The sequence below is a fragment of the Dactylosporangium siamense genome, from assembly GCF_016862795.1.
GTDB lineage: Bacteria > Actinomycetota > Actinomycetes > Mycobacteriales > Micromonosporaceae > Dactylosporangium > Dactylosporangium siamense.
In genome coordinates this window covers 40712-64481 of sequence record NZ_BONQ01000138.1, presented here as the reverse complement: position 1 = coordinate 64481, position 23770 = coordinate 40712, and the positions used below count along the sequence as shown (strand labels likewise).

The following is a 23770-nucleotide window of genomic DNA, read 5'->3' as shown; positions in this document are numbered from 1 at the left end:
GCTACGGCAGCAGGGTGTGCATGTCCGGCAGGTCGGCCAGGGCGGTGGTCCGGGCCGCGAGCCCGTCCGCGGCCGCGGGAGGCAGGGCGCGGGCGGCGTTGAAGTGGAACTTGCGGGCCAGGTCCGCGGCGGACAGCGGCGCCTCGGCGCTGCCGAGGGAGGCGTCGACCCGGTGCTCGACAACGGTGCCGGCGGTGGACACGCGCAGCACGGCGGCGAAGGCGTGCGGGAAGATCCGGGTGGCCCGCTCGTCCGGCACGCAGCGGACCTTCGCCGCGAGGGCGAGCCGGTCGGGGTCCAGGGGGCCGGTGAAGTCATCGAGGCCGACGCCGAGGCCGCCGCCGCCGAGCAGGGCGGTCGCCACCGTGTACGGCCCGGAGAACTTGCCGTGGTACGTGCTGCGGGGGCGGACCTTCTCCGCGACGGGTTCGGCGATCGTCCGCAGCGTCGGGCCGGGCACGCCGAGCTCGATCCAGTCCACGGTGGACGGGTCGAGGCCGGCGGCGCGCAGGGCGAGGGCGCAGTCGATGCCGGGGTGGGTGAAGTGGTTGGACGGGTAGGGTTTGAACGCGGTGCGCAGCAGCTCCCAGCGGGTGCCGAGGCCGCCCAGGAGCGCGTCGTCGTCGCAGCGGCCGCCGGTGTACGCGGTGAAGAAGCCGAACCGGCCTTCGAGCACGGTCGGCGGGCCGGTGAGCCCGTCGGCGGCGAGGTAGGCGGCGGAGACCCCGGCGTGGGCGGCCCAGCCGCAGTGGACCTTCTTGACGGTGCCGCCGGTGCGGTTCGCCTCGATCAGGCCGGCGCCCATGCTCGCCGCGACCCCCATCGCGGAGGCGACGCCGGGTGCGTCGAGGCCGAGCAGCAGGGCGGAGGCGGCGGCGGAGCCGATGGCGCCGCAGATCGAGGTCGCGTGCAGGCCGCGTTCGAAGAAGATGGAGTTGGCGATCGCCGGGTCGTAGGCGGCCATGCCGAGCCGGTTGGTGAGCTCGACCCCGGCGGCGACGGCCGCGAGGAGCGCCGCGCCGGAGGCGCCGGTGGCCTCGGCGGTGGCGAGGGCGGCCGGGACGACGGACGCGGACGGGTGCAGCACCGACGGCAGGTGGGTGTCGTCGAAGTCGAGGGAGTGCGCCAGGGTGCCGTTGACGAGTGCGGCGGCCGGGGCGGGAAGCCGGTCGCCGGTGCCGATGACGGTCGCCTCGGGGGTGCCGCCCCAGCGGCGTACCGACCGCAGCACCGCGGGGGCGGCGTCGGCGTCCGGGTCCCCGTGCGCGGCGAGGGCGAGCCCGAGGATGTCGAGGACCCTGGCGGGCACGTCGGCGCGGACCGCGGCGGGCACCGAAGCACGGCAGCCGACGGCGAAGGCGGCGAGCTGTTCGACGGCCGTCATGACGGGAGGATCGCGAGCGGGCGGACGGGAGCGCCGGTCGCGCCGACAATCGGCAGCGGGTTGAGCACCAGGAGGCACTCGCGGGCGCCGGTGTCCAGCAGCGGGTGCAGCCGCATCGTCTCCACGATGTGGATGCCCCGTTCGACCAGGAGCATCCGGTGTACGGGTAGCACGGCATGCCCGCGCCCGGCCGGGATGTGTTCGAAGGCGATCGTCTCGCCCCCGACGACCCGCACCCCGCGGCCGGCGAGCCAGGCACCGGCGGCGACGCCGGGGCCGGGGGTGCCGTCGCGCTGGCCGATGAAGGCGTCGTGCTCGTCCCAGCGGCGGGACCAGCCGGTGCCGATCAGCACGGCGTCGCCGGGGTGCACGGCGACGTCGCAGGCGTCGAGGTCCTCGGCCGTGATCTCGTAGCCGGCGGGCAGCACCGGCACCCCGTGGACGCGGGCGACGTCGAGCACGGCGGCACGGCCGACGTAGACCTCGAACGACTCGATGCCGTGGGAGCTGAACCCGAGGTGGGACTGGACGGAGGAGGCGTCGACCCCGCCGTGCAGGACGCCGTCCTGCGAGACGTGCGCGAGGGCGTCGACGTGGGTGCCGACGTGGCCGCCGGTGACGATGAGCTCGTTCGCGGCCGAACCGCCGTCGGGGCGGACCAGGTCGCCGTGGCGGCGCTCCAGGGCCATCCGGAACGGCGGGTGGTTCGGCGACTGCGGCATGCCCCGGCGCATCGGCTGCGCCAGGTCCAGCACCCGCGAACCGGCGAGGAAGTCCATCACAGCACCCCGTCGGCGTGCAGCTGGTCGAGGTCGTCGGTGGTGAGGCCGAGCCGGTCGCGGTAGATCTCGTCGTTGTGGGCGCCGAGGGCCGGTCCGGTCCACTTGATGTCGCCCGGGGTGGCGGACATCCGGTACAGCACGTTCTGCATGCGGACCGGGCCCAGGGCCGGGTCCTCGACGGCGCGCAGGGTGCCGAGCGCGGCGTACTGCGGGTCGGTGAACACGTCGGCGATGTCGTGGATCGGGGCGATGGCGGCCTCCGCGGCCTCGAACGCGACGATGACGTCGGCGGCGTCGCGGGCCGCGATCCAGTCCCCGACATAGGTGTCGAGCAGGTCGGCGTGCTGCGCGCGGGTGGCGCCGGCGGCGAACCACGGCTCGTCGAGCACCTCCGGATGCCCGACGAGGCGCAGCACCCGCTCCGCCACGGCCTGGGCGGACGTCGACACGGCGAGCCACTTCCCGTCGCGGCTGCGGTACGTGTTGCGGGGCGCGTTGTTGACGCTCCGGTTCCCGGTTCTGCCCTGAACGGTCCCGAGCTGGTCGTACACCATCGGCTGCATGCCCAGAAGGGTCAGGATGGGTTCGATGATGGCCAGATCGATCACCTGCCCGGAACCTGTCGCGTGCCGCGCGAGCAGGGCCGTGGTGACGGCCTGCGCGGTGGCGATGGCGGCGATGCCGTCGGCGAGCCCGAACGGTGGCAGCGTCGGTGGCCCGTCGGGCTGTCCGGTGATGGCCGCGAACCCGCTCATCGCCTCGGCGAGGGTGCCGAAGCCGGGCCGCGACGCGTACGGGCCGAACTGGCCGAACGCGGTGACCCTCGCGACGACCAGGCGCGGGTTGAGCTCCAGCAGCACATCGGGCCCGAGGCCCCAGCGCTCCAGGGTGCCGGGCCGGAAGTTCTCGATCAGGACGTCGGCGCCGGCCAGGAGGCGTTTGAGCAGCTCGGCGCCGGCGGGACGGGACAGGTTGAGGGTGACGCAGCGCTTGTTCCGCCCGAGCAGCGTCCACCACAGCGGCACGCCGTTCTTGGCGGGGCCGTGGCCGCGGGACGGGTCACCTTTGGCGGGATGCTCGATCTTGATCACGTCGGCGCCGAAGTCCCCCAGGATGGTGGCGGCCAGGGGGCCGGCGAACAGGGTGGACACGTCCACGACGGTGATCCCTGCTAAGGCGGGCTGCAGTTCCACCAGCAGAGCCTAACGGCACTATCGTCAAAATGGAAACCCCGTTACATTGAGGGAAACGCTGAAAGGGGCTCATGTGTCGCGGTACGACTTGCTGGTGAAGAACGGGACCCTGGTCCTGCCGTACGTGGGTGAGGTCCGGGCGGACCTGGCCACGCGGGACGGGCGGATCGCTGCGATCGGGGAGGACCTTCCTCCGGGTGAGGCCGACGAGGTCCTCGACGCCGCCGGCAGACTCGTCTTCCCCGGCGGCGTGGACGCGCACTACCACCTGGGCATCTACCGGCCCCTGGAGGTCGACGCGACCGAGGAGACCCGGTCCTCCCTCGTCGGCGGCGCCACCACCGTGCTGTCGTACTTCCGGACCGGGCAGCACTACCTGAACAAGACCGGTGCGTACGAGGACATCCTGCCCGAGGTGCTCGACGCCGTGTCCGGCCGCTCGTGGACCGACTTCGGCTTCCACCTCGCGCCCATGGACACCCGTCAGGTCGGCGAGGTCCCGGCGCTCGTGGACCGGCACGGGATCAGCTCGTTCAAGTACTACATGTTCTACAAGGGCTTCAACCTGTCCGCCGACTCGCGCGACGCGAAGGCGTTCACGATGAGCGACGAGTACGACCTGGGCCACCTGTACCAGATCATGGAGGCCGTCTCCGCCGCCGCCCGCGACACCGGCCGCCGGATCTCCCTGTCGCTGCACTGCGAGCAGGCCGAGCTGATGCGGCTGTTCATCGAACGGGTCCGCGCCGCCGGTGACCCGCAGACGCTGAAGGCGTATTCCGACGCCCGGCCACCGCTCACCGAACGGGTCGCGATCGGTGAGGCCACCACCCTCGCCGCGGCGACCGCCTGCCCGATCAACCTGCTGCACCTGTCCAGCGGCGAGGCCCTCGCCGCCGCGACCGAGGCCCGCCTGGCCCGCCCCGACCTCGACCTGCGCACCGAGGTGACGCTGCACCACCTGTGCCTCAACTACGACGAGCTGTCCGGCCTGGGCGCCAAGGTGAACCCGCCGATCCGCAGCGCCGCCGACAGCGAGGCGCTCTGGGCCGGGGTGCTGTCCGGCAAGGTCGACTGGGTCGCCTCCGACCACGCCTGCTGCCTGGAGGAGCACAAGGGCGACGAGCTGTGGCCGGCCCTGCCCGGCTTCGGCGGCACCGGCCTGCTCTACCCGGTGCTGCTCAGCGAGGGCATGCACAAGCGCGGCCTCGCCCCGCACCGGGTCGCGGAGCTCGTCTCGGCCAACCCGGCCCGCGCCTACGGACTGTGGCCGCGCAAGGGATCGCTGCTCGTCGGGCAGGACGCCGACCTCACCGTCGTCGACCCGGACCTCGAGCAGGAGGTCACCACCGACCTGCTGCTGTCCGGCCAGGACCACTGCCCGTTCGCCGGCCGCAAGGTCCGCGGCTGGCCGGTGGCGACGGTCCTGCGCGGCCGGGTCGTCTTCCGCGACGGCGCCGTCGTCGGCGAACCCAGCGGCACCTTCCTGCCCCGCTGACCTGCCCCGCTGACGTGACCGAGCCCAGCCCTGGTCAGCCGCACTCCACCACCGCCACCCGGGCGGGACAACGGGCCGGTCGGCCACGCCGTAGGTTCGTGGGATGCGGGCAGGTTGGCTGGTGCCGGTCGTGGTCGTGCTCGGCCTGGCCGGCTGCACCCACCGGTCGCGGCCGGCCCCGGTGCCGTCGCCCTCCGTCGCGGCCGGCCGGGATCCGCTGTTCGTCTGCGGGCGTGGCGTCTGGGCCGACGACCTGGCCGGCACCCGGGACGCGCTGACGGTGGCGATCGCGTCGGTGCGGCGCGTCTCCGCCGACACCGCCCCCGAGGTGACGCTGCGGTTCACCGCCACCACCGAGCTGCGGGTCGAAATCCCGCCGGTCGAGGTGCTGTACCTCAAGGAAAGCGTCATCGTCGGCGGCGGCCCGATGCTCAACCAGCCCGGAGACCTCTCGCCGCAGACCATCGCGGAGCCGGGGACCGGGTTCGAGGTCAGGCCGGGGGCACCGGTGGAGGCCGCCGTCGGGACCCGGACGCTGTGCCCCGCGTTCACCTGGCCGAAGCTCTGGTCCGCGCCGGAGCGCGTCGCCGTCATGGTGGTCGTGGGGCACCTCGAACCGCGTGGCGGCGGCGTGGTCCTCGACGTGCCCGGGCCGGGCGTGCCGCTGCTCGCGGCGTCCGCCGAGCTGCCCCGCTGAGCCCGCCCGGCCCGGGTCGGGTCAGCCGACCGTCCGGCGCAGGCCGTAGTGGATGGCGAGGGCGCCCACCAGGGTGACCGCGCCGTCGACGAGCAGGGCGAGGCGGATGCCGGACAGCAGGGTCGGTCCGGCCGCGGCGACCGCGCTCATCACCGGGATGCCGACGGTGAGGGCGACCTGCTGGGTCAGGGTGCTGAGGCCGATGGCCAGGCCCTGCTCGCCGTCGGGCAGGCCGGAGGTGGCCGTGGCCGGGCTGCGCCGCGAGGAGCTGGCGCAGCTCGCCGGGGTGAGCGTGTCCTACTACATCCGCCTCGAGCAGGGGCAGCGCGGCAACGCGTCCGACGAGGTGCTCGCCGCCCTGGCCCGGGCGTTGCGGCTGAGCGACCAGGAACGCAAGCACCTGTTCACCCTCGCCCGCGGCCCGGCGCCGGCCGCCCCGCCCGCGCCGCCGGTCGAGACCGCCCGCCCGGGGGTGCGCCGCCTGCTCGACGCGATGACGGAGGTGCCGGCGGTCGTCCTCGGCCGGTTCGGGTGACTTCCTGGCGTGGAACCGGCTCGGGCACGCGTTCCTGGCCGGCCACGTCGACTACGGCGCGGTTGATGGTGATCAGCGGCCGAACAAAGGTGCGCATGCTGTTCCTGGACGCGCACATGCGGGAGTTGTACGTGCACTGGCCGGAGAAGACCCGCGAGTCCGTGGCGTACCTGCGGATGCTCGCCGCCCGGCACGCCGAGGACCCGAAGCTCGCCGAGATGGTCGGCGACCTGTGCGTGCGCAGCTCCCGGTTCGCGGCGCTGTGGGCCGATCACGCCGTCGAGGAGTGCGAGCCGGCGGTCCGCGAGTTCCGGCACCCCGTCGTCGGCCGGATGACGCTGCACCAGGAGGTGCTCCACCCAGACGCGTCGGACCAGCTGCTGACGTTCACCGCCGAGCCCGGCTCACCGTCGGCCGCCGCCCTGCACCTGCTCGCCCGGGCCGTCTACGCCGGTTAGCGGTGTCGGATGCGACGCAGCACCTCGGGTCTCGTCACCGGCGCAGCAATCGACTGATGCCGCTGCGGCGCGGCCCTTGCAATGTGGCGGGTGGTCAGCCGGTCGGAAGTTGCGCACGGCCGTCGTCCCAGAACGGCTCGAACGTCGTGAACGGCGGCTCGAACGACGGGTCGGGCAGGCGCACCGCCCGGCACCTGGGCACCTCCGGCGCGGCGGGGTCGGCACCGATCCGGCCGAGCGTCCCGGCGGCGAACGCGGAGGGGACGGGGGTCAGGCCCAGGTTGCGCTCGTAGTAGCGCAGGGCGGTCCGCACGGACGGGGTCCAGTCGTCGTCGAGGACGATCAGGCCGCCGGGGCGGACGAGTTTGCGCAGGAAGTACAGGTCGACGAACACCTCGTGGAACCGGTGGCTGCCGTCGACGAAGGCCGCGTCGGCGACGGTCCCGGCGGCCACGAGGTCGGCCAGGGCCAGCGACGACGGGGTCGCGACGAGCTCGGCGATCCCGTCGAGGCCGGCCTCGACCAGCAGGTCCCAGCCGACGTCGGCGTACGCGTCGCGCTGGAACGGATCCACGATGACGTGCCGGGGGCGCGGCGCGCCGACGGTGAGCAGGGCCTCGCCGATCGCGAGGGCGGAGCTGCCATAGGCGAGGCCGACCTCGACGACGGTCTCGACGCCCTCCGCGATGAGCACGTCGCGCAGCAGGTCGCAGTCGCGTTCGGGGAGGGTGACCGTCTGGAAGTCCAGCTCCGGGCCGCGGGTGCGAGGGGGGCCGTCCCGCCGGAGCCGCGAGCGGACCGCACGGACCTCGTCTGCCGTCACCGTCCGAGTGTCTCAGGCAGCAAAGGATGAGCCCGGCGGGACACGCCCGTCGTGACGATGTGCGCGAATGCCGCGCGATGGCGTCGAGACGGGCCGCGGCGAGGGGGTTCGCCGACCACTTCCCCGCCGGCGACCCGCTGCGCATCGCCGACCACCCGACCGGCGCCCCGGCCGGCCCGCGGCTCGCTCCCCGGCACCCCGATCAGGGTGACCGGCGCCCGCGGTGCCGGTCAGACCTCGCGTACTCGATCGACGTCCTCCAGGACTTCGCCGCCCGCCCGGTCGGCGCCGACCTCACCGGCACCTCGGAGGGCGCCGAACCGCGCCACGGCCGCCCACCCTCGCCGTCGACGGCCCCTGGCCCGGTCGATGACGGCAGCCACCGGCTCCTGGCGGAAGCTGTTCGACGAACGCTGGTGGCAGCTCATCGGTCGGACGTCACAGGAACCCGGCCGGGTCACGGCGATGGTCAGGGCCCGATGTGGATGAACGGGGCCCAGACGCTCGGTGTGTCGGGGGTGGCGGTGCGCAGGTCACGGATGACCTGGTGCAGCGCGTCGGGGGCACCGGCGGGATCGAGGTCACCGTCGGCGTTGATCAGCTTCGGGTAGACGGCCCGCGTGACCAGGCCGGCGGGCTCGTCCCAGACGGACCACAGCGTGCCGATCACATGGCGCCAGCCCGCATGCTGCATGGCAGCTGCGATGCTGCCCGCCTCGTCAAGATTGGTGACGCCGCCGGCTGCCGTCTGGCAGGCCGAGAGGAACGCCAGATCGCCGCCGCGCCGGGTGGTGGCGAGATCGGCCACGGTCACCAACCCCGCGGTGTCCCAGTCGTAGGGCCGCAGTCCGCCGCCCATCGGATGGAGCGGGAACTGGATCGCGTGGCAGGCGAGGTGCGCCACCCGGTGCCGGGAGATGGCATCAATGATCGAGTCGCGGCTCGCGGCCATCCCGGTCAACACCGTGCGCCGTTCGGGCGGGAACAGGGTGGTCAGGAACCGATGTTCATCGGCGGCACCGGGCAACGGACTGGCGTCCGGTGTGTCAGGCAACGCGAGGATCAGGATCTGGTGAGGATTGGTGGAAGGCCGAAGGCTGCGGGCGTGGGAGAGCGCCCGCAGCGTCGGGGTGTACGACGAGACGACCCGGTCATACACGGTCTGGCGGGTGTGGTGGTAGCCGGCCGCGTGCAGCGGCAGGACGGTGAGCTGCCCCGTGGGGCACCACCACAGGCGAGGACTGCGCCCCTCGGGCTCGCCGGTGATGCCCGCGCCGTCAAGGATTGGCGCGGCGATGTTGTCCCACAACCATTCGAGCGTCGCTGTGATCGCCATTTCGAGGGCGACACGGTCAACCGCTGTCTGAGCAGACGCGTCGAAGTCGTGCAGCGCCCCGACGAAGCGGACGGCCTCGGCAATCACCTCCGGCTCGGAGATCTGCAACGGCAGGACCGTCACACCGTCCGCACGCAGAATGAGAGCGTCGCACCGCCACCGGCTCAAGTTGACCATGGCCACGACGTCGTCGTCCGCTTGAGGTAGCAGCTTGTGCATGGGCGGCGGCCTGAGGAACAGGTCCGGCTCGGGGAACAGGTCATTCGGTGGCAACGCCCGGATCTGGTCGATAAGGGCGCTGAGCCGGGCTCCGGCCCGTCGCCTGTCCTCACCCACGGCTGATTGCGCCTCGTGGCCGGGGTTGGATTCGGTGGCGACCTCGAGTTGCCCGAGGACGTCTTCGAACTGGTCGGCCAAGTCTGGCGCGGCGCGGCGCAGCGCTGTCAGGTCCGTGCGCGCATCCAGCAGTTGCGACCAGTACACCCCGCGGCCCTGCTCCAACCACGACACCGCCAGTTCGGGCCGACCGGCGGCGATCGCGCCGGCCGCAGCGTCGCGAGCCAGGGACAAGGCGTCTGCCTGGAGCACCTGGTGCTGATCGAGGCGTGGCGCTTGCCGGCCCGTCAGCAACGGCAACTGTGTCATCGCCGTCTGAAACATCTCCAGCGCTGCCTGAGGCCCGTCGGCCCCGGCCGTGGCAATCGTCCACGCGCGTGCCGCGCGAAGGCGGTCCATCGGTGCGGCGTCCTCCAACCGCGCGACAAGCGACCATCCTTGCAGCGCCTCGGCCAGGTCGCTCGCCTCGCCCGTTCGCCGGCCCCTCACCTGGAGCGCGACCCCGAGATTGTTGATGAAGGCCGGCCTCTTGGGGTCGTGGTCCGGCGTGCACCTGAGGGACTCACGCAGGGCGACGATCCCCGCATCGCCGGCGTCAGGATCGTCCATCCGCTCACAGCGCATCATCAGTGCGTTGCCGAGCTGGGAAAGATACACGGCTCGCTGCGGTCCGTGCGCGGGACTGGCGTCCGCGGCTCGCCGCGCCATCGTGATCGCCGCCTCGAGATCGGCCGCGTCACCGGCCCGTTCGAATCGGGTTCGCAGCGCGAGCCCGAGATTGGACAACCGTACCGCCGCGTTGTCAGGGCTACTCGCACCGGCGTCGACGGCCCGCGTTCCGGCATCGATCGCGAGGTCGAGGTCAGGTGGGTAGCCCAGCCGCAGAAACCTGCTCCGGAGGCAGATGCTGATGGTGTGATCGAGCAGGCCCCGATCCGGATGGTCGCTGGGACTCACTTCGACCGCCTGGCGCAGCGCTTTGAGCGCCGCGTCAAGATCGCTCAATGCGCCGAAGTGCTGGAAGCGTGCGTGCAGGGCACTGGCCAGGCCGGTCAAGCGGCCGAGAAGTTCGACGTCGTCGATCTGCGTGGCAGCCGTCGCGGTGCGGATCGCGCCGACGGCGGCGTCCAGGTCGGCCGGGTCGCCCTGCAGGAGGAAGCGCTGGTACTGCATGACGCCCAGGCGGAAGCGCAACTCCGTCCGCGGCACACTCTCGGCGGTTGTGGCGACCGCCAGCTGCGCGGCGGCGATCGCCTCATCGAGGTCGGCTGGGCCCTCCCGCACCAGGTATCGGGCTTCCAGCATGACTGCGAGGTGGACGACGATGAGGGCACGCATGGCGTCCCCTGGCGGGCAGAGGTCGAACGCCTGACGGCCGGCCTGAACCGCCGCGTCGAGGTCGTCCGTGTCGCCCGCGTGCCGGAACCTGGCGTGCAGGGATTCGGCGAGGGTGAGCAGCGGCCGCGCCCGGTCCGGACCGCTCGCGGTGCCGGCATCGGCTGCCTGCCGCCCGACGGCTACCGCCGCGTCGAGGTCGGCCGGCTCACGGGTCCGCCCGAATCGGGCCCGCAACGTGTCGCCGAGGCGGGACAGCAACTGGCCCTGATCGCGGCCGGCGGGGGCGGCGCTGACCGCGGCCTGGATCGCGGCCACCGTCGCGTCGCGATCGACATCCGCCTGATCGAAGGTCAGCCGCACCCGCAACAATTCGGCCAGGTCGGCGAGCATCATCGCCCGGTCCGGATCGTCGGTCGCCATGGCGCCGGCGGCCTCTTCGGCCGCGGCGGCAGCCATGTCCAGGTCCTCCAGCTGATGTGCGTGTTCGAACCGGCGGCGCAGCATCTCCTGCAGCTTCACCAGCCGTGCCCCCCGCCGGGGATGATCCACGGATGTCCCGGCGAGCGCCGCCCGCCCCGTGGCGATCGCGGTGTCGAGGTCGTCCCCATCGCTGGTGAGGTCGAACCGCACGAACCAGGTGAGACTCAGATTGAACACATACTTGGAGACGTCCTCGCTGCCGATCGGCGCCACGTCGACGGATCGCCGCCCTGCCACGATCGCGTCGTCGAGATCGCGCACCTCGTGGGTGCGCGTCGCCCTGATCCGCAGGATGTTACCGAGATTGGACAGCATTGCCGGGTCTTCGACCGGGGCGGAATCGACGGCTTCGCGCACCGCGGCCAGCGCCGCGTCGAGGTCGGACAATGCTCCGTCGCGCTCGTATCGTGTTTGCAGCGCTATCCCGAGGTTGGAGAGAATGCCCGCACGCGCGGGGTGGTCGGGAAGCCGGACGGCGATGTCGGAAAACAGCTCGATCGCACGGGCGAGCGCAGCCGCGTCATCACCGCTCAAACCGCGCCGGAGCGACTCCATCGCCTCGCGCAGCAGCCGCTCGTCCGGATCGATCTCCGGTTGCCCGCCCGGAAGGATGAGCGGCAGCAGCCGGCCAGGGACGCCGCCCGGATCGACGGCGCCGACCACCTTGAACAACGCGACCGCCGCCTCGAGCTCACCGTCATCAAGGCCTTCGGGGAGCGCCTGGTAGCGACGCCAACGCAGCCATCCGACCGCGCGCACAGCGTCAACCCGCACCCCCTGCGCGGTGAAGGCAAGCTGGAGGAGGTCATTGGCCTCGTCCAGCGCCATCGGGTCAAGCACCGGCTGACTGTCGCCGTCCTCGTAGGCGCGGAGACGGCGGACCACCAGCGCCAGGTGTTCCTCGATCGACATCAACACTCCGATTGATGCGTTGGGGGCGGAGCCTAGAATGACGACATTGCCGCTCCTGGTTCAACTTTCCAAGCGCCGCAAGGCTCATCCGGAGGGACGATCGGCCATTGGACGCAGAACAAGAAAGCGAGAATCCTTCGACTGGCTGGCTTTGCAGGTACATGTCGGAGTTGACCACGAATTCCGGCTATCACCGATGGGCACACAAACTGAACGGTGCGCTGATAGCGATCCGCGCCGGAACCCCGGTGGACGAAGCGCTCGCAGCGCACCATATTCCGCTCAACGCCGCATTGGCCGAAAGTGTCCGCCGTGGCGAACCAACCATCCTCGACGACCTGCGCCTGGACCCGGTAGCGGTCACCGGGGCGTATGGATGTCCCGCTGTCGCGCCGACCGTGCCGTGCTCACGGCGCGCAGAACCTGATGCCGCTGGTCATGAACCCCGCTGCGGGGTCTACGACCGGACCATGACCAGGCGCCGTGAGTAGGAAAGGCTGTCGGTGACAGGTCTCATCGCCTCCTTGGGGCAGAAGATCACCGAACGTTGGCTGGCCGCGATACTGCTGCCGGGACTGCTGTATGTCGCGGTGGTCGGCTGGGCCACCGTGTCCGGTCAGGCCCACGCCCTCGACTTCTCCCATGCGGGCGGCCAGGTGACGCAGTGGTGGCAGCAGCACGGTTCCCGGCCCGGGGAGCTGCTGGTCACGGCGGCCGTGGCGTTGTTCAGCGCGAGTCTGGCCGGTCTTGCCGCGACGGCGGTGGCGAACGAGGTCGTGCACCGGCTCTGGCTGATCGACGGCCCCCAACGCCGTCTCACCACGTTGCGTAACCGGACCAGAGACGCATGGCGTGACCAGACTCCGCCTCCTCCCGACAGGTATCTGCCGGCCCGGATGTCCGTCATCGGCGAGCACTTCCGGCTCATCGGCGAGCGGGTCCACGCACAATACGGACTCTCGGCAACCGCCGTCTGGCCGCGCATCTGGATGATCGCCACGGACGATGCCCGGACCGTCATCCTCGGCGCGCATCGCCGTTACCGGCAGGACGCGGCGCTGGTCGCCTGGGGTCTGCTCGCCGCGCCGTGGACGGTGCAGTGGTGGCCCGCCTCCGTGATCGCCGTCCTGGCAGTCGCCGCTGGTTGGCGCAATGCCGTATTCAGTTCCGCCGCGCTGGCCCTTCTGGTCGAGGCGACGATCGACACCTACACCATCGCCGTGGCGAACGTGCTCGGAGTGCGGCTGGCGGAGGGGCGTGTCACCCCGATCGAGGGCAACATCATCAACGACCTGCTGACCAAACGCGCCTACACGGGTCCGCCGAGGCAGTTCAGCGCGTCGCAGTCGGCCAACGCGTCATCATGACCGCGCCGCGGGCCTCGTGGCGCGCCGTCAGGCCGGCGGTGGCAGCCCCACCGGCCTGACGTCCGTCAATGCCGTCAGGGCAGCCAGGCGACCACGCGGGCGGCGGCGTCGAGGGCGTCGGAGGGGACGGGGGTGGCGGTGCCGGCCTTGACGTCGACGAGGACGAGCTGCTTGTTGACGACGGCGGCGAGCACCTCGGCGTCGCCCGGCTGCCAGGTCGCCGGCTCGTCGAACAGGTGGACCTCGATGCCGCCGGCGGGCAGGGTGGCGACCGGGGCGCCGACCGCGCGGGTCGCCGGGTCGATCGTCTGGAAGGTCCGCTTGTCGATGGAGTACAGCAGTGGGCGGCAGGTGCCGGGCGTGAAGAGCACGCCGTGGGTGCTGCCGGCGGTGCCGGTGACGGCCAGCTCCGGGCCGGTGAACGCGCCGGCCTTGGTGATGTCGCCGTCGCCGGTGCGCTGCCTCAGGTGCAGCGCGTCCGCGTTCTTGCCGTTGTTGGCCACGACCCAGTTGCCGCAGACGGCGGTGGGGTTCCACATGGCCGGCGAGTCGATCAGCTTCGGGCTCTTGCCGCCGAGCACCGCGACGGTCGTGGTGTCGGCGTCGACGACCACGTCGAACTCGAGGGCCTTGACGGAGACGGTCTCCGGCAGCGACTTGCGCCGGTCGAACACGACGTGCGTCGCGTCCAGCCACTCGCCGCAGCCCAGCTCGGTGGTGGCGGTGACGGTGCCGTTGCCGTACTTGTCCCGCTTCACCTTGTCCAGCACGGTCACCTTGCCGGCCAGGTCCACCACGACGAGGTCGTCGTTGCGGCGGTAGGAGACCCGCTTGCCGTCCGGTGAGGTTCGCAGGCACAGGCTGTTGCTCTTGGCGTCGCCGGCGAGCTTCTTCTCGCTGCCGTCGGCGAGGTTGCGGGCGGTCACCACCGTGCCGGCGCGGTAGATCACCGTCTTGTGGTCGGGCGTGAACTCGTAGTCCTCGAACTTCGGCGCGTCCAGCGGTGCGATGATCAGGTGGCCGTCGGGCTCCTGGGTCAGCACCTTCAGCGAGCCGCCGACCACGACCACGACCTTGCCCGGGACCTTCGGCGGCGGCGGCTTCGACGCGGACGGTCCCGGCTTGCCCTTCCCGGGTTCACCGGACGAGCCTGACGAACCGGACGAGCCGCAGCCGGCCAGCCCGATCGCGAGCACCCCGAGCATCACGCAGAGACGACGCATTGTGTACCTCCCCCGTACCGGAGAAGTTTCTAGCACACCTGGCCGATCGCTAGGTGGCGAGGTCCACGATGCGGCGGGCGGCGCGGACGACGGCGGCGTCGACCATGCGGCCATCGACGTCGACGAGGACGCCGGCGCCGGAGTCGAGCGCGGCGTCGAAGCGGCGGACCAGGTCGGCCGCCTCCGCGACCTCCTCCGGCGTCGGGGTGAACACCTCGTTGACCACGGCGACCTGGGCGGGGTGGATGCAGGCGCGGCCGAGGAACCCGAGCCGCCGGAACGCGACCGTCGAGGCGCGCAGGGCCGCCAGGTCGCGGTAGTCGGTGCTGACGGAGGCGACCGGCGGGGCGATCCCGGCCGCGGCGCTGGCCAGGACGATCTGTGAGCGGACGAACAGCAGCTCGCGCTCGTCGGGGCCGAGGGTGACGCCGAGCTCGGCGCGCAGGTCGGCCTCGCCGATCTGGAGCCGGGCGACCCGCGGCGCGCGGGCGATGTCGGGCGCGCCGAGGACCGCCGCCGCGGATTCGAGCAGCGGCACGACGGCAACGCTGCCGACCGGCCGGCCGCACGCCTCCTCGGCGGCGGCGATGGTGGCGCCGAACGCGGCGACCTCGGCCGCGCTGCCGGCCTTGGCGAGGCAGACCCCGGCGAGGTTGGGCCCGGTCACGGCACGCACGTCGTCCTCGCCGGTCGGGCCGGGGTTCACCCGGACCCAGATCGCGGGACGGTCGGCCGGGAGCGCGTCGAGCCACTCGGCCACGAGCGCGCGGGCGCGGGACTTGCCGGCGGCGGGCACCGCGTCCTCGAGGTCGACGATGAGCGCGTCGGCGCCGCGGGTCAGGGCCTTGTCGAGCTTCTGCGGCGCGTCGCCGGGGACGTAGAGGTACGACCTCATCCGATGGTGCCTTTCCCGCTGGTGAGTGCCTTGGCGATGACGATGCGCTGGATGTCGTTGGTGCCCTCGCCGATCATCATCAGCGGGGCGTCGCGGTAGAGGCGTTCGACGTCGAACTCCTTGGAGTAGCCGTAGCCGCCGTGGACCTGCATCGCCGACAGGGCGCAGGCGGCGGCCGCCTCGGACGCGAACGCCTTCGCCATCCCGGCTTCGAGGTCGACGCGGCGGCCGGCGTCGGCGCGGGACGCGGCCCAGTACACCATCAGCCGGGCCGACTGGACCTGCATCGCCATGTCGGCGAGCCGGAGCTGGATCGCCTGGAACTCCGAGATGTGCGACCCGAACGCCCGGCGTTGCCCCGCGTAGCGCAGTGCCTCGTCGTAGGCGGCCTGGGCGATGCCGAGCGCGCGGGCGGCGACGTTGATCCGGCCCGTCTCGAGGCCGGACAGGACCTGCTGCATGCCCCGGCCCTCGACGCCGCCCAGCAGGGCCGACGCGGGGACCCGGCAGTCCTCGAAGAGGATCTCGCACGACTCGGTCCCCTTGTATCCGAGCTTCGGCAGGTCGCGCAGGACCTCGAAGCCGGGCGTGCCGGCCTCGACCAGCAGCACCGACATGCCACGGTGCGCGGGGCTCGCGGAAGGGTCCGTCTTGACGAGCACGGGCAGCGGGTCGGCGTGGCGGGCGTTGGTGATCCACGTCTTGCGGCCGCTGATCACGTAGTCGTCGCCGTCGCGGCGGGCGACGGTGCGGATGCCCTGCAGGTCGGTGCCGGCGTCGGGTTCGGTGAGTGCGATGCCGGTGCGGCGGGCCCCGGTCGCGAGGTCCGGCAGGTACCGGCGGCGCTGCTCGTCGGTGCCGTGCCGGGCGATGAGCCAGCACGACAGGGAGTGGCTGCCGAGGATGCCGGCGATGCCCATCCAGCCCTTGGCGATCTCCTCGAAGACGAGGGCGAAGGAGACCATGTCGGCGCCGAGGCCGCCGTACTCCTCGGGGACGGTGAGCCCGAACAGCCCCATCCGGCGCATCGTGGCGACGATCTCCGTCGGGTACCGGTCGGTGGCCTCCCACTCGCGGGCGACGGGCCGGATCTCCTTGTCGACGAACGCCCGCAGCACGTCACGGAACTGGCGCTGCTCGTCGGTGAGCTCGAAGTCCACTGTGGATCCCCTAAACGACGACAAACACGGGAAGGTTGCGGCCATCGTCCAGCGGCCGCCAGCGCACCTGGACGCGGGCGCCGATGGTCACGTCCGGCCAGGGCTCGACGTTGGACAGCAGCCGCGGACCCTCGTCGAGGGCGACGACGGCGACCGCGTACGGCGGCTCGAACCCGGGCGACGGGGCGCGGCGCACGACGGTGAACGTCTCCACGACGCCGGTGCCGGCGACGTCCACCAGGGACAGCTGAAGGCCGCCACACGCCAGGCACACCGGCCGCGGGTAGTGCTGGTGGTGCCCGCACGCGGCGCACCGCTGCACGGTGAGCCGCCGCTCCCGGGTCGCGTCCCACCAGCCGAGGGTGGTCTCGTCGCATGGAATCACGAGCGTCCCAACAGGACCGTGCCGTGGGTGGAGAGGATCCCGCCGGTGCCGTGCACGAGCGCGGTGCGGTCCGGTGTGGAGCGCAGCCGGCGGACCGCCTCCACGAGCAGCAGGACGCCCAGCTGGCCCGGGTGGCAGTAGGACAGCCCGCCGCCGGACGTGTTCAGCGGCAGTGTCCGGGCGGCGACCAGGTCGGGGGCCTCACCGAAGTCGCAGAGGCCGAGCGCCTCCAGCGACAGCAGGACGGTGATGGTGAACGAGTCGTAGATCTGGGCGGAGTCGACGTCCGCCGGGGTGAGCCCCGCCATCGCGAAGGCCCGCCGGCCGGAGTCGACGGCGCCGGTGCGCAGCAGGTCGCCGACGCCGACGATCGACGTGCCGGTGGTCGCCTCGCCGTAGCCGAGCACCTCGATCGGGACACCCGGCAGGTCCCGGGCCCGCGCGGCGGTGGTCAGCACAACCGCGCCGCCACCGTCGGTGACGAGGCAGCAGTCGGCGACCCGCAGCGGGTCGCTGAGCAATGGACTGCCGTCCATATCAAGGGGCCCGGCGCCGTAGCGGTAGGCGCGCGGGTTCGCCAGGGCCCACTCGCGGGCGGCCACCGCGACCTCGGTCATGCCCGCGCGGCCCCGGGCGGTGCCGTACGTGTGCAGGTACAGCTGGGCGGCCATGGCGTACGCGGACACCGGGTACAGCGGCCCGTACGGCTGCTCGAACTGCGCCTCCGGGGTGTGCGCCTCATACGGGGCAAGGGTGCGGCTGCGTGCCGAGCGCTGGTTGGACCCGTACGAGATGACCACCACCGACGCCTGCCCGGCCTGGATCGCCTGGACGGCGTGGCCGACGTACAGTTCGAACGCGGACCCGCCGGCGAACGTCGAGTCCGTCCACTGTGGACGCAGCCCGAGGTGCTCGGCGACCTGGGTGGCGGAGAACCGGGACACGCCGTTGGTGGCGAGCCCGTCGACGTCGGCGAGGCGCAGCCCGGCGTCGGCGAGGGCCCGGGTGATCGCCTGGGTCTGCAGGTGCAGCACGGTCTTGCCGGTGACCCCGAGGTCGGATTCGGCCGCGCCCACGATGCAGACCCCGGTGCTCATCGCAGTTCCACAGTGGATGACGCGGGCGCGACCGCGACCCGGTCCCCGGCCAGGACCTGGTGTTCGATCGTGACGAGCCCGCCGTCCACCGCGGTCACGGTGCCGACGCAGCGGACGGTCTCCCCGGCGTACACGAGCTGCTTGAACCGGAACTTGAGCGTGCGCAGCACCCCTGCGGCGCCGATCCAGTCCTGGACCTGCTCGGCGAGCAGGGCCCCGAACACCTGGCCGTCCACGACGGGAAGGTCGAGGCCGCGCGGGGCGAGATAGACGGGGTCGTAGTGCAGCCGGTGCCAGTCCCAGGTGGCGCCGGCGTAGGCGATCATGTCGGGCAGCGCGATGCGCCGTTCGAGCGGCGGCAGTTCGAGGCCGGGCTTCACGGGGTCACCCCGAGGTAGATGATGGTCTCCTCGTTGGTGGCGAGGAGGTCGCCGTCCTGGTTGGTGTACGTGGCCCGGGACGTGAACACCAGCATCGGCTGCCCGGCACCCGTGGTCCGCTCGGCGATGTCCCGCAGGCGCCACGTCGCGGTGACCACGTCGTCGGGGCGCACCGCCCGGTGGAACTCGTAGGCGTTGCCGCCGCGGACCTGGCGGGTGCCGGGCAGCTCGATGCCCCAGGTGTGCCCGGCGTAGCCGTCGGCGTCGGCGGGCAGCCCGGCGTACTGGTTGGTCTCGCAGATGAGCGTCGGCGGCGCGATCACCCCGTCGTGGCCGGCGGCGCGGGCGGCCGCGTCGTCGGTGTAGACGGGGTTGTGGTCGCCGACGGCGAGCGCGAAGTACCGGATCGCGGCCCGCCCGAGGGGTTCCGGCGCGGTGTAGGTGACCTCCCGGCCGATGAGCGCGCGGATCTCGTCGGTCATCATGCGAGCACCGCCGTCGGCACGACCTCGATGAGGAACTCCGGGCGCAGCAGGGCGGAGCAGACGACCGAGGTGACCGCGGCGTCCGGGTATCGCTCGGTGCGCATCGCGGCGAGCTTGTCGTAGTCGGCGAGACCGGCGGGCGTGACGTATTCCAGGATCCGGGTGACCCTCGCATCCGGCGCGACCAGGTCGATGTTGTCGTAGATGAACGCCGCCTGCGCGACGAGGTCACCGTCGTGCACGGCGAGCTGGGTGGCGGGGTCGAGGGCGCCGAAACCGGACATGACGAGGGTGTTCCCGGCGACGACTCCCGGCTGGTAGGTCAGGGTGTCGTAGCGGGCCCAGCCGGGGTTCACCGGTCGCAGCGGGCCGAGACCGGCCAGGGCGGCGATGGAGACCGCGGCGCCGGCGGCGACCGGGGTGTCGACGAGGATGCCGGCGGCGCCGGGGAAGACCGGGCCGAGCAGCTCGCGCCGGGGCCGGCCGCAGCGCGGGTATTCGGCCCGGGTCGCGGTCGCGGTGAAGTCGGTCGTGCTGACCAGGGCGTCGAGGCCGAGCCCGGCGTGCGCCAGGAGCTCGCCGATCCGCGTCAGGCACCAGCGGTACTGGTCGCGGAACTCCCCGGTGGTGGTGTGCACGCTCGGCAGGTGGACGAGGTCCCCGGCGATCCGCAGCACCCCGCCGTCACCGGTGTCGATCACCGTGCCGCCGCCGGGATGGGCGACGAGCTCGACGCCGAACGTGTGCGCCGGGTCGGGGAACCCGGCGACGGGCACCACCGACACCGGCACCCGGTGCACGTCCACAGCACCCCCGGCACGGGTGACGTACTGCGTGACGTGCACGATGTCGTCCGGCCCGAAACCGGCGTCGGCCAGCTGCCGGACGGCCGCCGCGTAGACGGCGGCGGGGTCGGTGCCGGAGACACCCGGCAGGTAGGTGGTCATGCGGTCGCTCCCAGCGCGTCGAGGAGATCGTCCAGGTCGGGGGCGCCGGGCAGCGCGGCCACGGCGGCGAGCACCCGGGGTCCGCCGGCGCCGAGGTTGGCGAGGGCCTTGGCGCGCACGGTCGCGTCGAGGCCGGGCGCCCCGGGTCCGCCGCCGCTGCGTGCCACCTCGCCGACGACCGTCCGGCCGGACCGCAGCGTCACCTCGACCCGCCCGGGTTGGTCAGCGGCGGCACCGGACCACGGCGCGACGCGGTGCCGCACCACCGCGGCGAGGGCGAGCACGTCGGGCCGGTCGACACCGGTGAACGTGGCGACCGTGACCGCGCCGTCGCGCAGCATCGCCGCGACGCACCAGGCCAGGGCGAACTTCGCCTGGTATTCGGTGCGGGGCGCGGCCTGGTCGGGCCCGCACACGATCGCCTCCGCGTCGGGGTGCACGTCCACAAGCACATCAACGATGTCGCCCGGGTCGAGACGCAGGGTCGCGGCGGCGTCGAGGGGCGCGTGCAGCAGCTGGCACGCCGGATACGGCTTCACCGTGATCCGGGTCAGCTCGAACCGCTCGCCGAGCCCGTCGAGGACCGCTTCCGGTGGGACGCGCCGACCGGCGAGCGCCGCGTAGAACCCCGATGGGCCCTCGATGGCGCTGGCGGGTCCGCTGGCGCCCGCGGCGGCGAGGCGGGCGGCGAGGATGCCGTGGTGCGCGGCGAACCCGGTGTGCAGCTGCTTCGTCGACGACCCGGTGTGCAGGAACTCCAGGAGCCCGCCGGCCTGGCTGGCGGCGATGCCGAGCGCGTCGACGGTCTGCGCGGCGGTGAGCCGGTGCAGCCGGGCGGCGGTGAGGGCGGCGGCGAGGACCCCGCAGGCGGCGGTGGCGTGCACCCCGCGGGCGTGGAACGCGTGCGGGGCGGCGGCGCCGAGCCGGCAGACGGTTTCCAGGCCGACGGCGAGCGCGGCGACCGCCTCGGCGCCGGTGACGCGCAGCTGCTCACCGACGGCGAGGACGACGGGCAGGACGGGCGCGGTCGCGTGGACGAGTCCGCCGGCGTGGGTGTCGTCGAAGTCGAGGGCGTGCACGAGGACCCCGCCGGCGAGCGCCGCCCCGAGAGCGCCGAGCCGCGTGGCGGTGCCGGGGATCCGTGCCTCCGGCGGCCCGCCGAGCCCGCGCGCGACGGCGAGGGCCGGTTCGGCGGCACCGGACCGCAGGGCGGCGACGGCGGTGCCGCATCCGTCGAGGAGGTGCCGCAGCGCGGCCTCGACCGGCAGGTCCGCGAGGTCGGCCGAGAGGCCCCAGTCGGCGAGGGCGGCGGCGACCGTCATGTGACCGGCCCGAACGCCCCGGCGGCGGTGAGGTCGCCGACCCGGGTGCTGTCGTAGCCGAGGATCTCGTGCAGCACGTAGACGGCGTCCTCGTTGCGGCGCGGCGCGCGCCGGTGCGGGACGGGTTCGTCGCCGACCCGCACCGGCGACGCCGGCTGGCGGATCGTGCCGAACACCGGATGATCGGTCTCCACGACCATGCCGCGGGCCGCCGTGTGCGGGTCGGCGAGGGCCGCGGCGACGTCGTTGACGGGCCCGCACGGGACGCCGGCGGGCCCCAGGTCGGCGAGCCACGCCGCGACCGTCCGCGTCGCGAAGGCGTCCTCGAGCAGCGCGAGCAGCATCGTCGCGTGCTGGTGCCGCCCGCCGAACGTGGCGAACCGGGGGTCCGTGGCGAACGACGTGCCGGCCACCGCGTCGAGCAGGTCGGCGAGGCGCCGCCAGAACTTCTCCTTCGCACAGCCGACGACGATCCACCCGTCGGCGGCCTGGAACACCTGGAACGGCACCAGCGACGGGTGCGCGGAGTGGTGGGTGCGCACGGGTTCGAAGCCGCCGTTGAGATGCCACACGGCCGGGTAGGTGAGCATGCCGACGGCGGTGTCATACAGGCTGAGGTCGCAGTCCATGCCGACGCCGTCGCGGCGGGCCGCGTGCACCCCGGCCAGGAGCGCGATCGCGGCCACGAGCCCGCCGCTGTAGTCCACCAGGGACAGCCCGCTCTTCGTCGGCGGGCCGTCGGGTTCGCCGGTGAGCTCCATCCAGCCGGCGAGTCCCTGCAGGATGTAGTCGTAGCCGGGCTGGGTCGCGCGCGGGCCGGTCATGCCGAAGCCGGTCAGGGAGCAGCAGACGATCGCGGGGTTGACCGCGCGGAGGTCCTGGTAGCGGATGCCGAGCTTCGCGGGGACGTCGCCGCGCAGGTTGGAGTAGACGGCGTGGCTGGCCCGCACCAGGTCCTCGAAGACGAGCCGCCCGGCGGGCGAGGTGACGTCGAGGGAGATGGAGCGTTTGTTGCGGTTGAACGTCTCGAAGAACAGCGAGTCCTCGCCGTCGGCGTACGGCGGCACGTAACGGCCGACGTCGCCGCCGGTCCGCGGGTCCTCGATCTTGATGATCTCGGCGCCGAGGTCGGCGAGGTGCACGGACCCGAACGGTCCGGCGCCGTACTGTTCGAGGGACACGATCCGGATGTCTTCGAGGGGTCTCACCGGCTCAGCTCCTCGATCAGTCGCAGAATCTGCTGTTGCAGCGCGCGGATCCGCGAAGGCGGCAGCCCGTGCGTGGGCGGGCTGAGCTTGATCGCGCCGGCGAGCCCGCCGTATTCGGCGATCCGCGCGGCGACCTGGTCCGGCGTCCCGGCGAGGGTGAGCCGGTCGACCATCGCGGGGGCGACCGCGCCGGCGAGCCCGTCGGCGGGCAGCCCGCCCCGGAACGCCTCGATGACCCGCTGCTGCTCGTCGGCGAGGTCGTGGAAGGCGAACAGGTCGGCGTAGGTGCGCACGGAGGCGTAGAAGCCGACCACCCCCGCGGCGGCGGCCCGCGCCTGTGCAGGGTCGGCGTCGATCGCGCAGCAGGCCGACACCACGACCTCGAACCCTTCTTTCGCGCCGAGGCGGGGCAGGACGTGCGAGGCGAGATAGGACGGGGAGCACAGCTCGTGGGAGATCCAGCCGTCGCCGATCTCCCCCGCCAGGGCGGTCATCGCGGGCCCGACCCCGGCGAGGTACACCGGGATCGCCGGACGGACCGGTGGATATGGCCGGCGGTACCCGCGCACCCGCAGCCGGACGGCCGAGCCTTCGAAGTCGATCGGTTCGCCGGTGTGGGCACCCGCGATGACGAGCCGGATCGCGGTGACGGTCTCGCGCAGCCGGGTGACCGGGCGGGACCAGGTGACGCCGTGCCAGTCCTCGTTGAGCCGCTGCACGCCGGTGCCCAGGCCGAGCCGCAGCCGGCCGCCGGACAGCTCGTCCAGGTCGAGCGCGGACAGCGCGGTGAGGAACGGGCTGCGGGCGAAGGCCAGGGCGATGCCGGTGCCCACCCCGATCGTGGCGGTGCGGGCGGCGAGCGCGGCGGCGGTGACGGGGGCGCTGCGGTGCAGTTCGGGCGCCCAGACGACGGCCGCGCCGGCGGCCTCGGCCCGGCGTGCCGCGTCGAGTTGCTCCTGGAGCGTCTCGCCCCAGGGCTGAAAATGCAGCGCCGGGATCGTCATACCGTCAGTGGACCGGTCTTCGCGACGGGGAAGTGCGACTTGTCGTGGGGGGCGTCGCGCCGGTACACCATGACGCTGCGCTCCCACGACATGACCTCGTCACCGTCCTGGTTGAGGCCGCGGGTGCGGCACGTGACGATGCCCGCGTAGGGGCGCGACGCCGACGGCCGGGTGGCGAGCACGATGGACTCGGCGTAGAGGGTGTCACCGACGAACACCGGCGCGGTGAGGCGGATCTGCTCCCAGCCGAGGTTCATGATGGCGTGCTGGCTCATGTCGGACACGGACAGCCCGAGCACGATCGCGACGCTCAGCCCCGAGTTCACGATGAGGCGGCCGTAGGGGGCGTCGGCGGCGAAGTGCGCGTTGAAGTGGTTCTGGTTGGTGTTCATGGTGAGCAACGTGAACCACGTGTTGTCGGCCTCGCTGATCGTGCGGCCCAGCGGATGCTGGTACACGGCGCCGACCGTGAAGTCCTCGAGGTAGTTGCCCAGGGTCATGGACGTGACGCTAGGCAGCGCGCCA

Annotated in this window: 23 protein-coding genes; 5 read left to right on the top strand and 18 right to left on the bottom strand. The window is 72.7% G+C overall.

All coding sequences use genetic code 11. The features are described from left to right. Nucleotide 1: 1 nt before the first annotated feature. From Dsi01nite_RS44055 to Dsi01nite_RS44045, 3 genes are read right to left on the bottom strand one after another with little or no spacing between them, the layout of a single operon-like run. Entirely contained in the window at nucleotides 2-1384 is a 1383-nt protein-coding gene (locus Dsi01nite_RS44055) for an MmgE/PrpD family protein (RefSeq protein ID WP_203852405.1), read from the bottom strand. Continuing rightward, nucleotides 1381-2163 carry a cyclase family protein gene (locus Dsi01nite_RS44050; protein WP_203852404.1) on the bottom strand — a complete coding sequence of 261 codons (783 nt, stop codon included), beginning with the start codon at nucleotides 2161-2163 and terminating at the stop codon, nucleotides 1381-1383. The genes Dsi01nite_RS44055 and Dsi01nite_RS44050 overlap by 4 nt, the downstream gene beginning before the upstream one ends. Next, nucleotides 2163-3359, bottom strand: coding sequence for a CaiB/BaiF CoA transferase family protein (locus Dsi01nite_RS44045; protein WP_239136620.1), 1197 nt, complete (start codon nucleotides 3357-3359; stop codon nucleotides 2163-2165). Before Dsi01nite_RS44045 ends, Dsi01nite_RS44050 begins: the two co-directional genes overlap by 1 nt. 94 nt (nucleotides 3360-3453) lie before the next feature. Between Dsi01nite_RS44045 and Dsi01nite_RS44040 the strand changes: the two genes are divergently transcribed. Both Dsi01nite_RS44040 and Dsi01nite_RS44035 read left to right on the top strand, forming a co-directional pair. After that, on the top strand, nucleotides 3454-4857 hold the full coding sequence (locus tag Dsi01nite_RS44040; RefSeq protein WP_239136619.1) for a dihydroorotase: 1404 nt from the start codon (nucleotides 3454-3456) through the stop codon (nucleotides 4855-4857). A 103-nt stretch (nucleotides 4858-4960) separates the two neighbouring features. Then, nucleotides 4961-5554, top strand: coding sequence for a hypothetical protein (locus tag Dsi01nite_RS44035; RefSeq protein WP_203852402.1), 594 nt, complete (start codon nucleotides 4961-4963; stop codon nucleotides 5552-5554). Nucleotides 5555-5575: 21 nt separating this feature from the next. Here the strand turns inward: Dsi01nite_RS44035 and Dsi01nite_RS58545 are convergent, their stop codons facing one another. Further along, nucleotides 5576-5704, bottom strand: coding sequence for a hypothetical protein (locus Dsi01nite_RS58545; RefSeq protein ID WP_275423463.1), 129 nt, complete (start codon nucleotides 5702-5704; stop codon nucleotides 5576-5578). A 52-nt stretch (nucleotides 5705-5756) separates the two neighbouring features. Between Dsi01nite_RS58545 and Dsi01nite_RS44030 the strand changes: the two genes are divergently transcribed. Further along, nucleotides 5757-6089: a helix-turn-helix domain-containing protein gene (locus Dsi01nite_RS44030; protein WP_239136618.1), complete on the top strand. Its 333-nt coding sequence runs from the start codon at nucleotides 5757-5759 to the stop codon at nucleotides 6087-6089. Nucleotides 6090-6154: 65 nt separating this feature from the next. Continuing rightward, nucleotides 6155-6547 (top strand): MmyB family transcriptional regulator, encoded by a 393-nt coding sequence (locus tag Dsi01nite_RS44025; protein ID WP_275423462.1) that lies wholly within the window; start codon nucleotides 6155-6157, stop codon nucleotides 6545-6547. Nucleotides 6548-6641: 94 nt separating this feature from the next. On the opposite strand, the gene Dsi01nite_RS44020 is transcribed toward Dsi01nite_RS44025, so the two are convergent. Next, nucleotides 6642-7370 (bottom strand): class I SAM-dependent methyltransferase, encoded by a 729-nt coding sequence (locus Dsi01nite_RS44020; RefSeq protein WP_203852399.1) that lies wholly within the window; start codon nucleotides 7368-7370, stop codon nucleotides 6642-6644. Nucleotides 7371-7839: 469 nt separating this feature from the next. Next, nucleotides 7840-11772, bottom strand: coding sequence for a CHAT domain-containing protein (locus Dsi01nite_RS44015; protein ID WP_203852398.1), 3933 nt, complete (start codon nucleotides 11770-11772; stop codon nucleotides 7840-7842). Between the two features lie 503 nt (nucleotides 11773-12275). Here Dsi01nite_RS44015 and Dsi01nite_RS44010 point away from each other — a divergent pair. Then, nucleotides 12276-13139 carry a hypothetical protein gene (locus Dsi01nite_RS44010; RefSeq protein WP_203852397.1) on the top strand — a complete coding sequence of 288 codons (864 nt, stop codon included), beginning with the start codon at nucleotides 12276-12278 and terminating at the stop codon, nucleotides 13137-13139. A gap of 74 nt (nucleotides 13140-13213) precedes the next feature. Here the strand turns inward: Dsi01nite_RS44010 and Dsi01nite_RS44005 are convergent, their stop codons facing one another. From Dsi01nite_RS44005 to Dsi01nite_RS43950, 12 genes are read right to left on the bottom strand one after another with little or no spacing between them, the layout of a single operon-like run. Continuing rightward, nucleotides 13214-14362, bottom strand: a complete 1149-nt coding sequence (locus tag Dsi01nite_RS44005; protein WP_203852396.1) for a hypothetical protein — start codon at nucleotides 14360-14362, stop codon at nucleotides 13214-13216. Nucleotides 14363-14411: 49 nt separating this feature from the next. Then, a complete protein-coding gene (locus Dsi01nite_RS44000) occupies nucleotides 14412-15257 on the bottom strand; it encodes an HpcH/HpaI aldolase/citrate lyase family protein (protein WP_203852395.1) in 846 nt (281 codons plus the stop codon). After that, nucleotides 15254-16417, bottom strand: coding sequence for an acyl-CoA dehydrogenase family protein (locus tag Dsi01nite_RS43995; protein WP_239136617.1), 1164 nt, complete (start codon nucleotides 16415-16417; stop codon nucleotides 15254-15256). Before Dsi01nite_RS43995 ends, Dsi01nite_RS44000 begins: the two co-directional genes overlap by 4 nt. A 10-nt stretch (nucleotides 16418-16427) precedes the next feature. Then, nucleotides 16428-16802 (bottom strand): Zn-ribbon domain-containing OB-fold protein, encoded by a 375-nt coding sequence (locus tag Dsi01nite_RS43990; protein WP_203852393.1) that lies wholly within the window; start codon nucleotides 16800-16802, stop codon nucleotides 16428-16430. Continuing rightward, nucleotides 16799-17899, bottom strand: coding sequence for a thiolase C-terminal domain-containing protein (locus Dsi01nite_RS43985; RefSeq protein WP_203852392.1), 1101 nt, complete (start codon nucleotides 17897-17899; stop codon nucleotides 16799-16801). Before Dsi01nite_RS43985 ends, Dsi01nite_RS43990 begins: the two co-directional genes overlap by 4 nt. Further along, complete coding sequence (locus Dsi01nite_RS43980; RefSeq protein WP_239136616.1) at nucleotides 17896-18279, bottom strand: MaoC/PaaZ C-terminal domain-containing protein; 384 nt, start codon at nucleotides 18277-18279, stop codon at nucleotides 17896-17898. Before Dsi01nite_RS43980 ends, Dsi01nite_RS43985 begins: the two co-directional genes overlap by 4 nt. Beyond that, entirely contained in the window at nucleotides 18276-18764 is a 489-nt protein-coding gene (locus tag Dsi01nite_RS43975) for an FAS1-like dehydratase domain-containing protein (RefSeq protein ID WP_203852391.1), read from the bottom strand. The genes Dsi01nite_RS43980 and Dsi01nite_RS43975 overlap by 4 nt, the downstream gene beginning before the upstream one ends. Next, the gene (locus tag Dsi01nite_RS43970) at nucleotides 18761-19711 is read right to left on the bottom strand and encodes a RidA family protein (RefSeq protein ID WP_203852390.1); all 951 of its coding nucleotides are present in this window, start codon (nucleotides 19709-19711) and stop codon (nucleotides 18761-18763) included. The genes Dsi01nite_RS43975 and Dsi01nite_RS43970 overlap by 4 nt, the downstream gene beginning before the upstream one ends. Next, nucleotides 19708-21033 (bottom strand): MmgE/PrpD family protein, encoded by a 1326-nt coding sequence (locus Dsi01nite_RS43965; RefSeq protein ID WP_203852389.1) that lies wholly within the window; start codon nucleotides 21031-21033, stop codon nucleotides 19708-19710. Before Dsi01nite_RS43965 ends, Dsi01nite_RS43970 begins: the two co-directional genes overlap by 4 nt. Then, a complete protein-coding gene (locus Dsi01nite_RS43960) occupies nucleotides 21030-22241 on the bottom strand; it encodes a CaiB/BaiF CoA transferase family protein (protein ID WP_203852388.1) in 1212 nt (403 codons plus the stop codon). The genes Dsi01nite_RS43965 and Dsi01nite_RS43960 overlap by 4 nt, the downstream gene beginning before the upstream one ends. Further along, nucleotides 22238-23245 carry an LLM class flavin-dependent oxidoreductase gene (locus Dsi01nite_RS43955; protein WP_203852387.1) on the bottom strand — a complete coding sequence of 336 codons (1008 nt, stop codon included), beginning with the start codon at nucleotides 23243-23245 and terminating at the stop codon, nucleotides 22238-22240. The genes Dsi01nite_RS43960 and Dsi01nite_RS43955 overlap by 4 nt, the downstream gene beginning before the upstream one ends. Further along, on the bottom strand, nucleotides 23242-23745 hold the full coding sequence (locus tag Dsi01nite_RS43950) for a MaoC family dehydratase (protein ID WP_203852386.1): 504 nt from the start codon (nucleotides 23743-23745) through the stop codon (nucleotides 23242-23244). Before Dsi01nite_RS43950 ends, Dsi01nite_RS43955 begins: the two co-directional genes overlap by 4 nt. Nucleotides 23746-23770 lie beyond the last annotated feature (25 nt).

Bases quoted from the DNA above. Each gene is read 5' to 3' on its own strand.
- Dsi01nite_RS44055 (WP_203852405.1), bottom strand. From the start codon at position 1,384: ATGACGGCCGTCGAACAGCTCGCCGCCTTCGCCGTCGGCTGCCGTGCT.
- Dsi01nite_RS44050 (WP_203852404.1), bottom strand. From the start codon at position 2,163: ATGGACTTCCTCGCCGGTTCGCGGGTGCTGGACCTGGCGCAGCCGATG.
- Dsi01nite_RS44035 (WP_203852402.1), top strand. From the start codon at position 4,961: ATGCGGGCAGGTTGGCTGGTGCCGGTCGTGGTCGTGCTCGGCCTGGCC.
- Dsi01nite_RS58545 (WP_275423463.1), bottom strand. From the start codon at position 5,704: ATGAGCGCGGTCGCCGCGGCCGGACCGACCCTGCTGTCCGGCATCCGC.
- Dsi01nite_RS44030 (WP_239136618.1), top strand. From the start codon at position 5,757: ATGGCCAGGCCCTGCTCGCCGTCGGGCAGGCCGGAGGTGGCCGTGGCC.
- Dsi01nite_RS44025 (WP_275423462.1), top strand. From the start codon at position 6,155: ATGGTGATCAGCGGCCGAACAAAGGTGCGCATGCTGTTCCTGGACGCG.
- Dsi01nite_RS44015 (WP_203852398.1), bottom strand. From the start codon at position 11,772: ATGTCGATCGAGGAACACCTGGCGCTGGTGGTCCGCCGTCTCCGCGCC.
- Dsi01nite_RS44005 (WP_203852396.1), bottom strand. From the start codon at position 14,362: ATGCGTCGTCTCTGCGTGATGCTCGGGGTGCTCGCGATCGGGCTGGCC.
- Dsi01nite_RS44000 (WP_203852395.1), bottom strand. From the start codon at position 15,257: ATGAGGTCGTACCTCTACGTCCCCGGCGACGCGCCGCAGAAGCTCGAC.
- Dsi01nite_RS43985 (WP_203852392.1), bottom strand. From the start codon at position 17,899: ATGAGCACCGGGGTCTGCATCGTGGGCGCGGCCGAATCCGACCTCGGG.
- Dsi01nite_RS43975 (WP_203852391.1), bottom strand. From the start codon at position 18,764: ATGATGACCGACGAGATCCGCGCGCTCATCGGCCGGGAGGTCACCTAC.
- Dsi01nite_RS43970 (WP_203852390.1), bottom strand. From the start codon at position 19,711: ATGACCACCTACCTGCCGGGTGTCTCCGGCACCGACCCCGCCGCCGTC.
- Dsi01nite_RS43965 (WP_203852389.1), bottom strand. From the start codon at position 21,033: ATGACGGTCGCCGCCGCCCTCGCCGACTGGGGCCTCTCGGCCGACCTC.
- Dsi01nite_RS43955 (WP_203852387.1), bottom strand. From the start codon at position 23,245: ATGACGATCCCGGCGCTGCATTTTCAGCCCTGGGGCGAGACGCTCCAG.
- Dsi01nite_RS43950 (WP_203852386.1), bottom strand. From the start codon at position 23,745: ATGACCCTGGGCAACTACCTCGAGGACTTCACGGTCGGCGCCGTGTAC.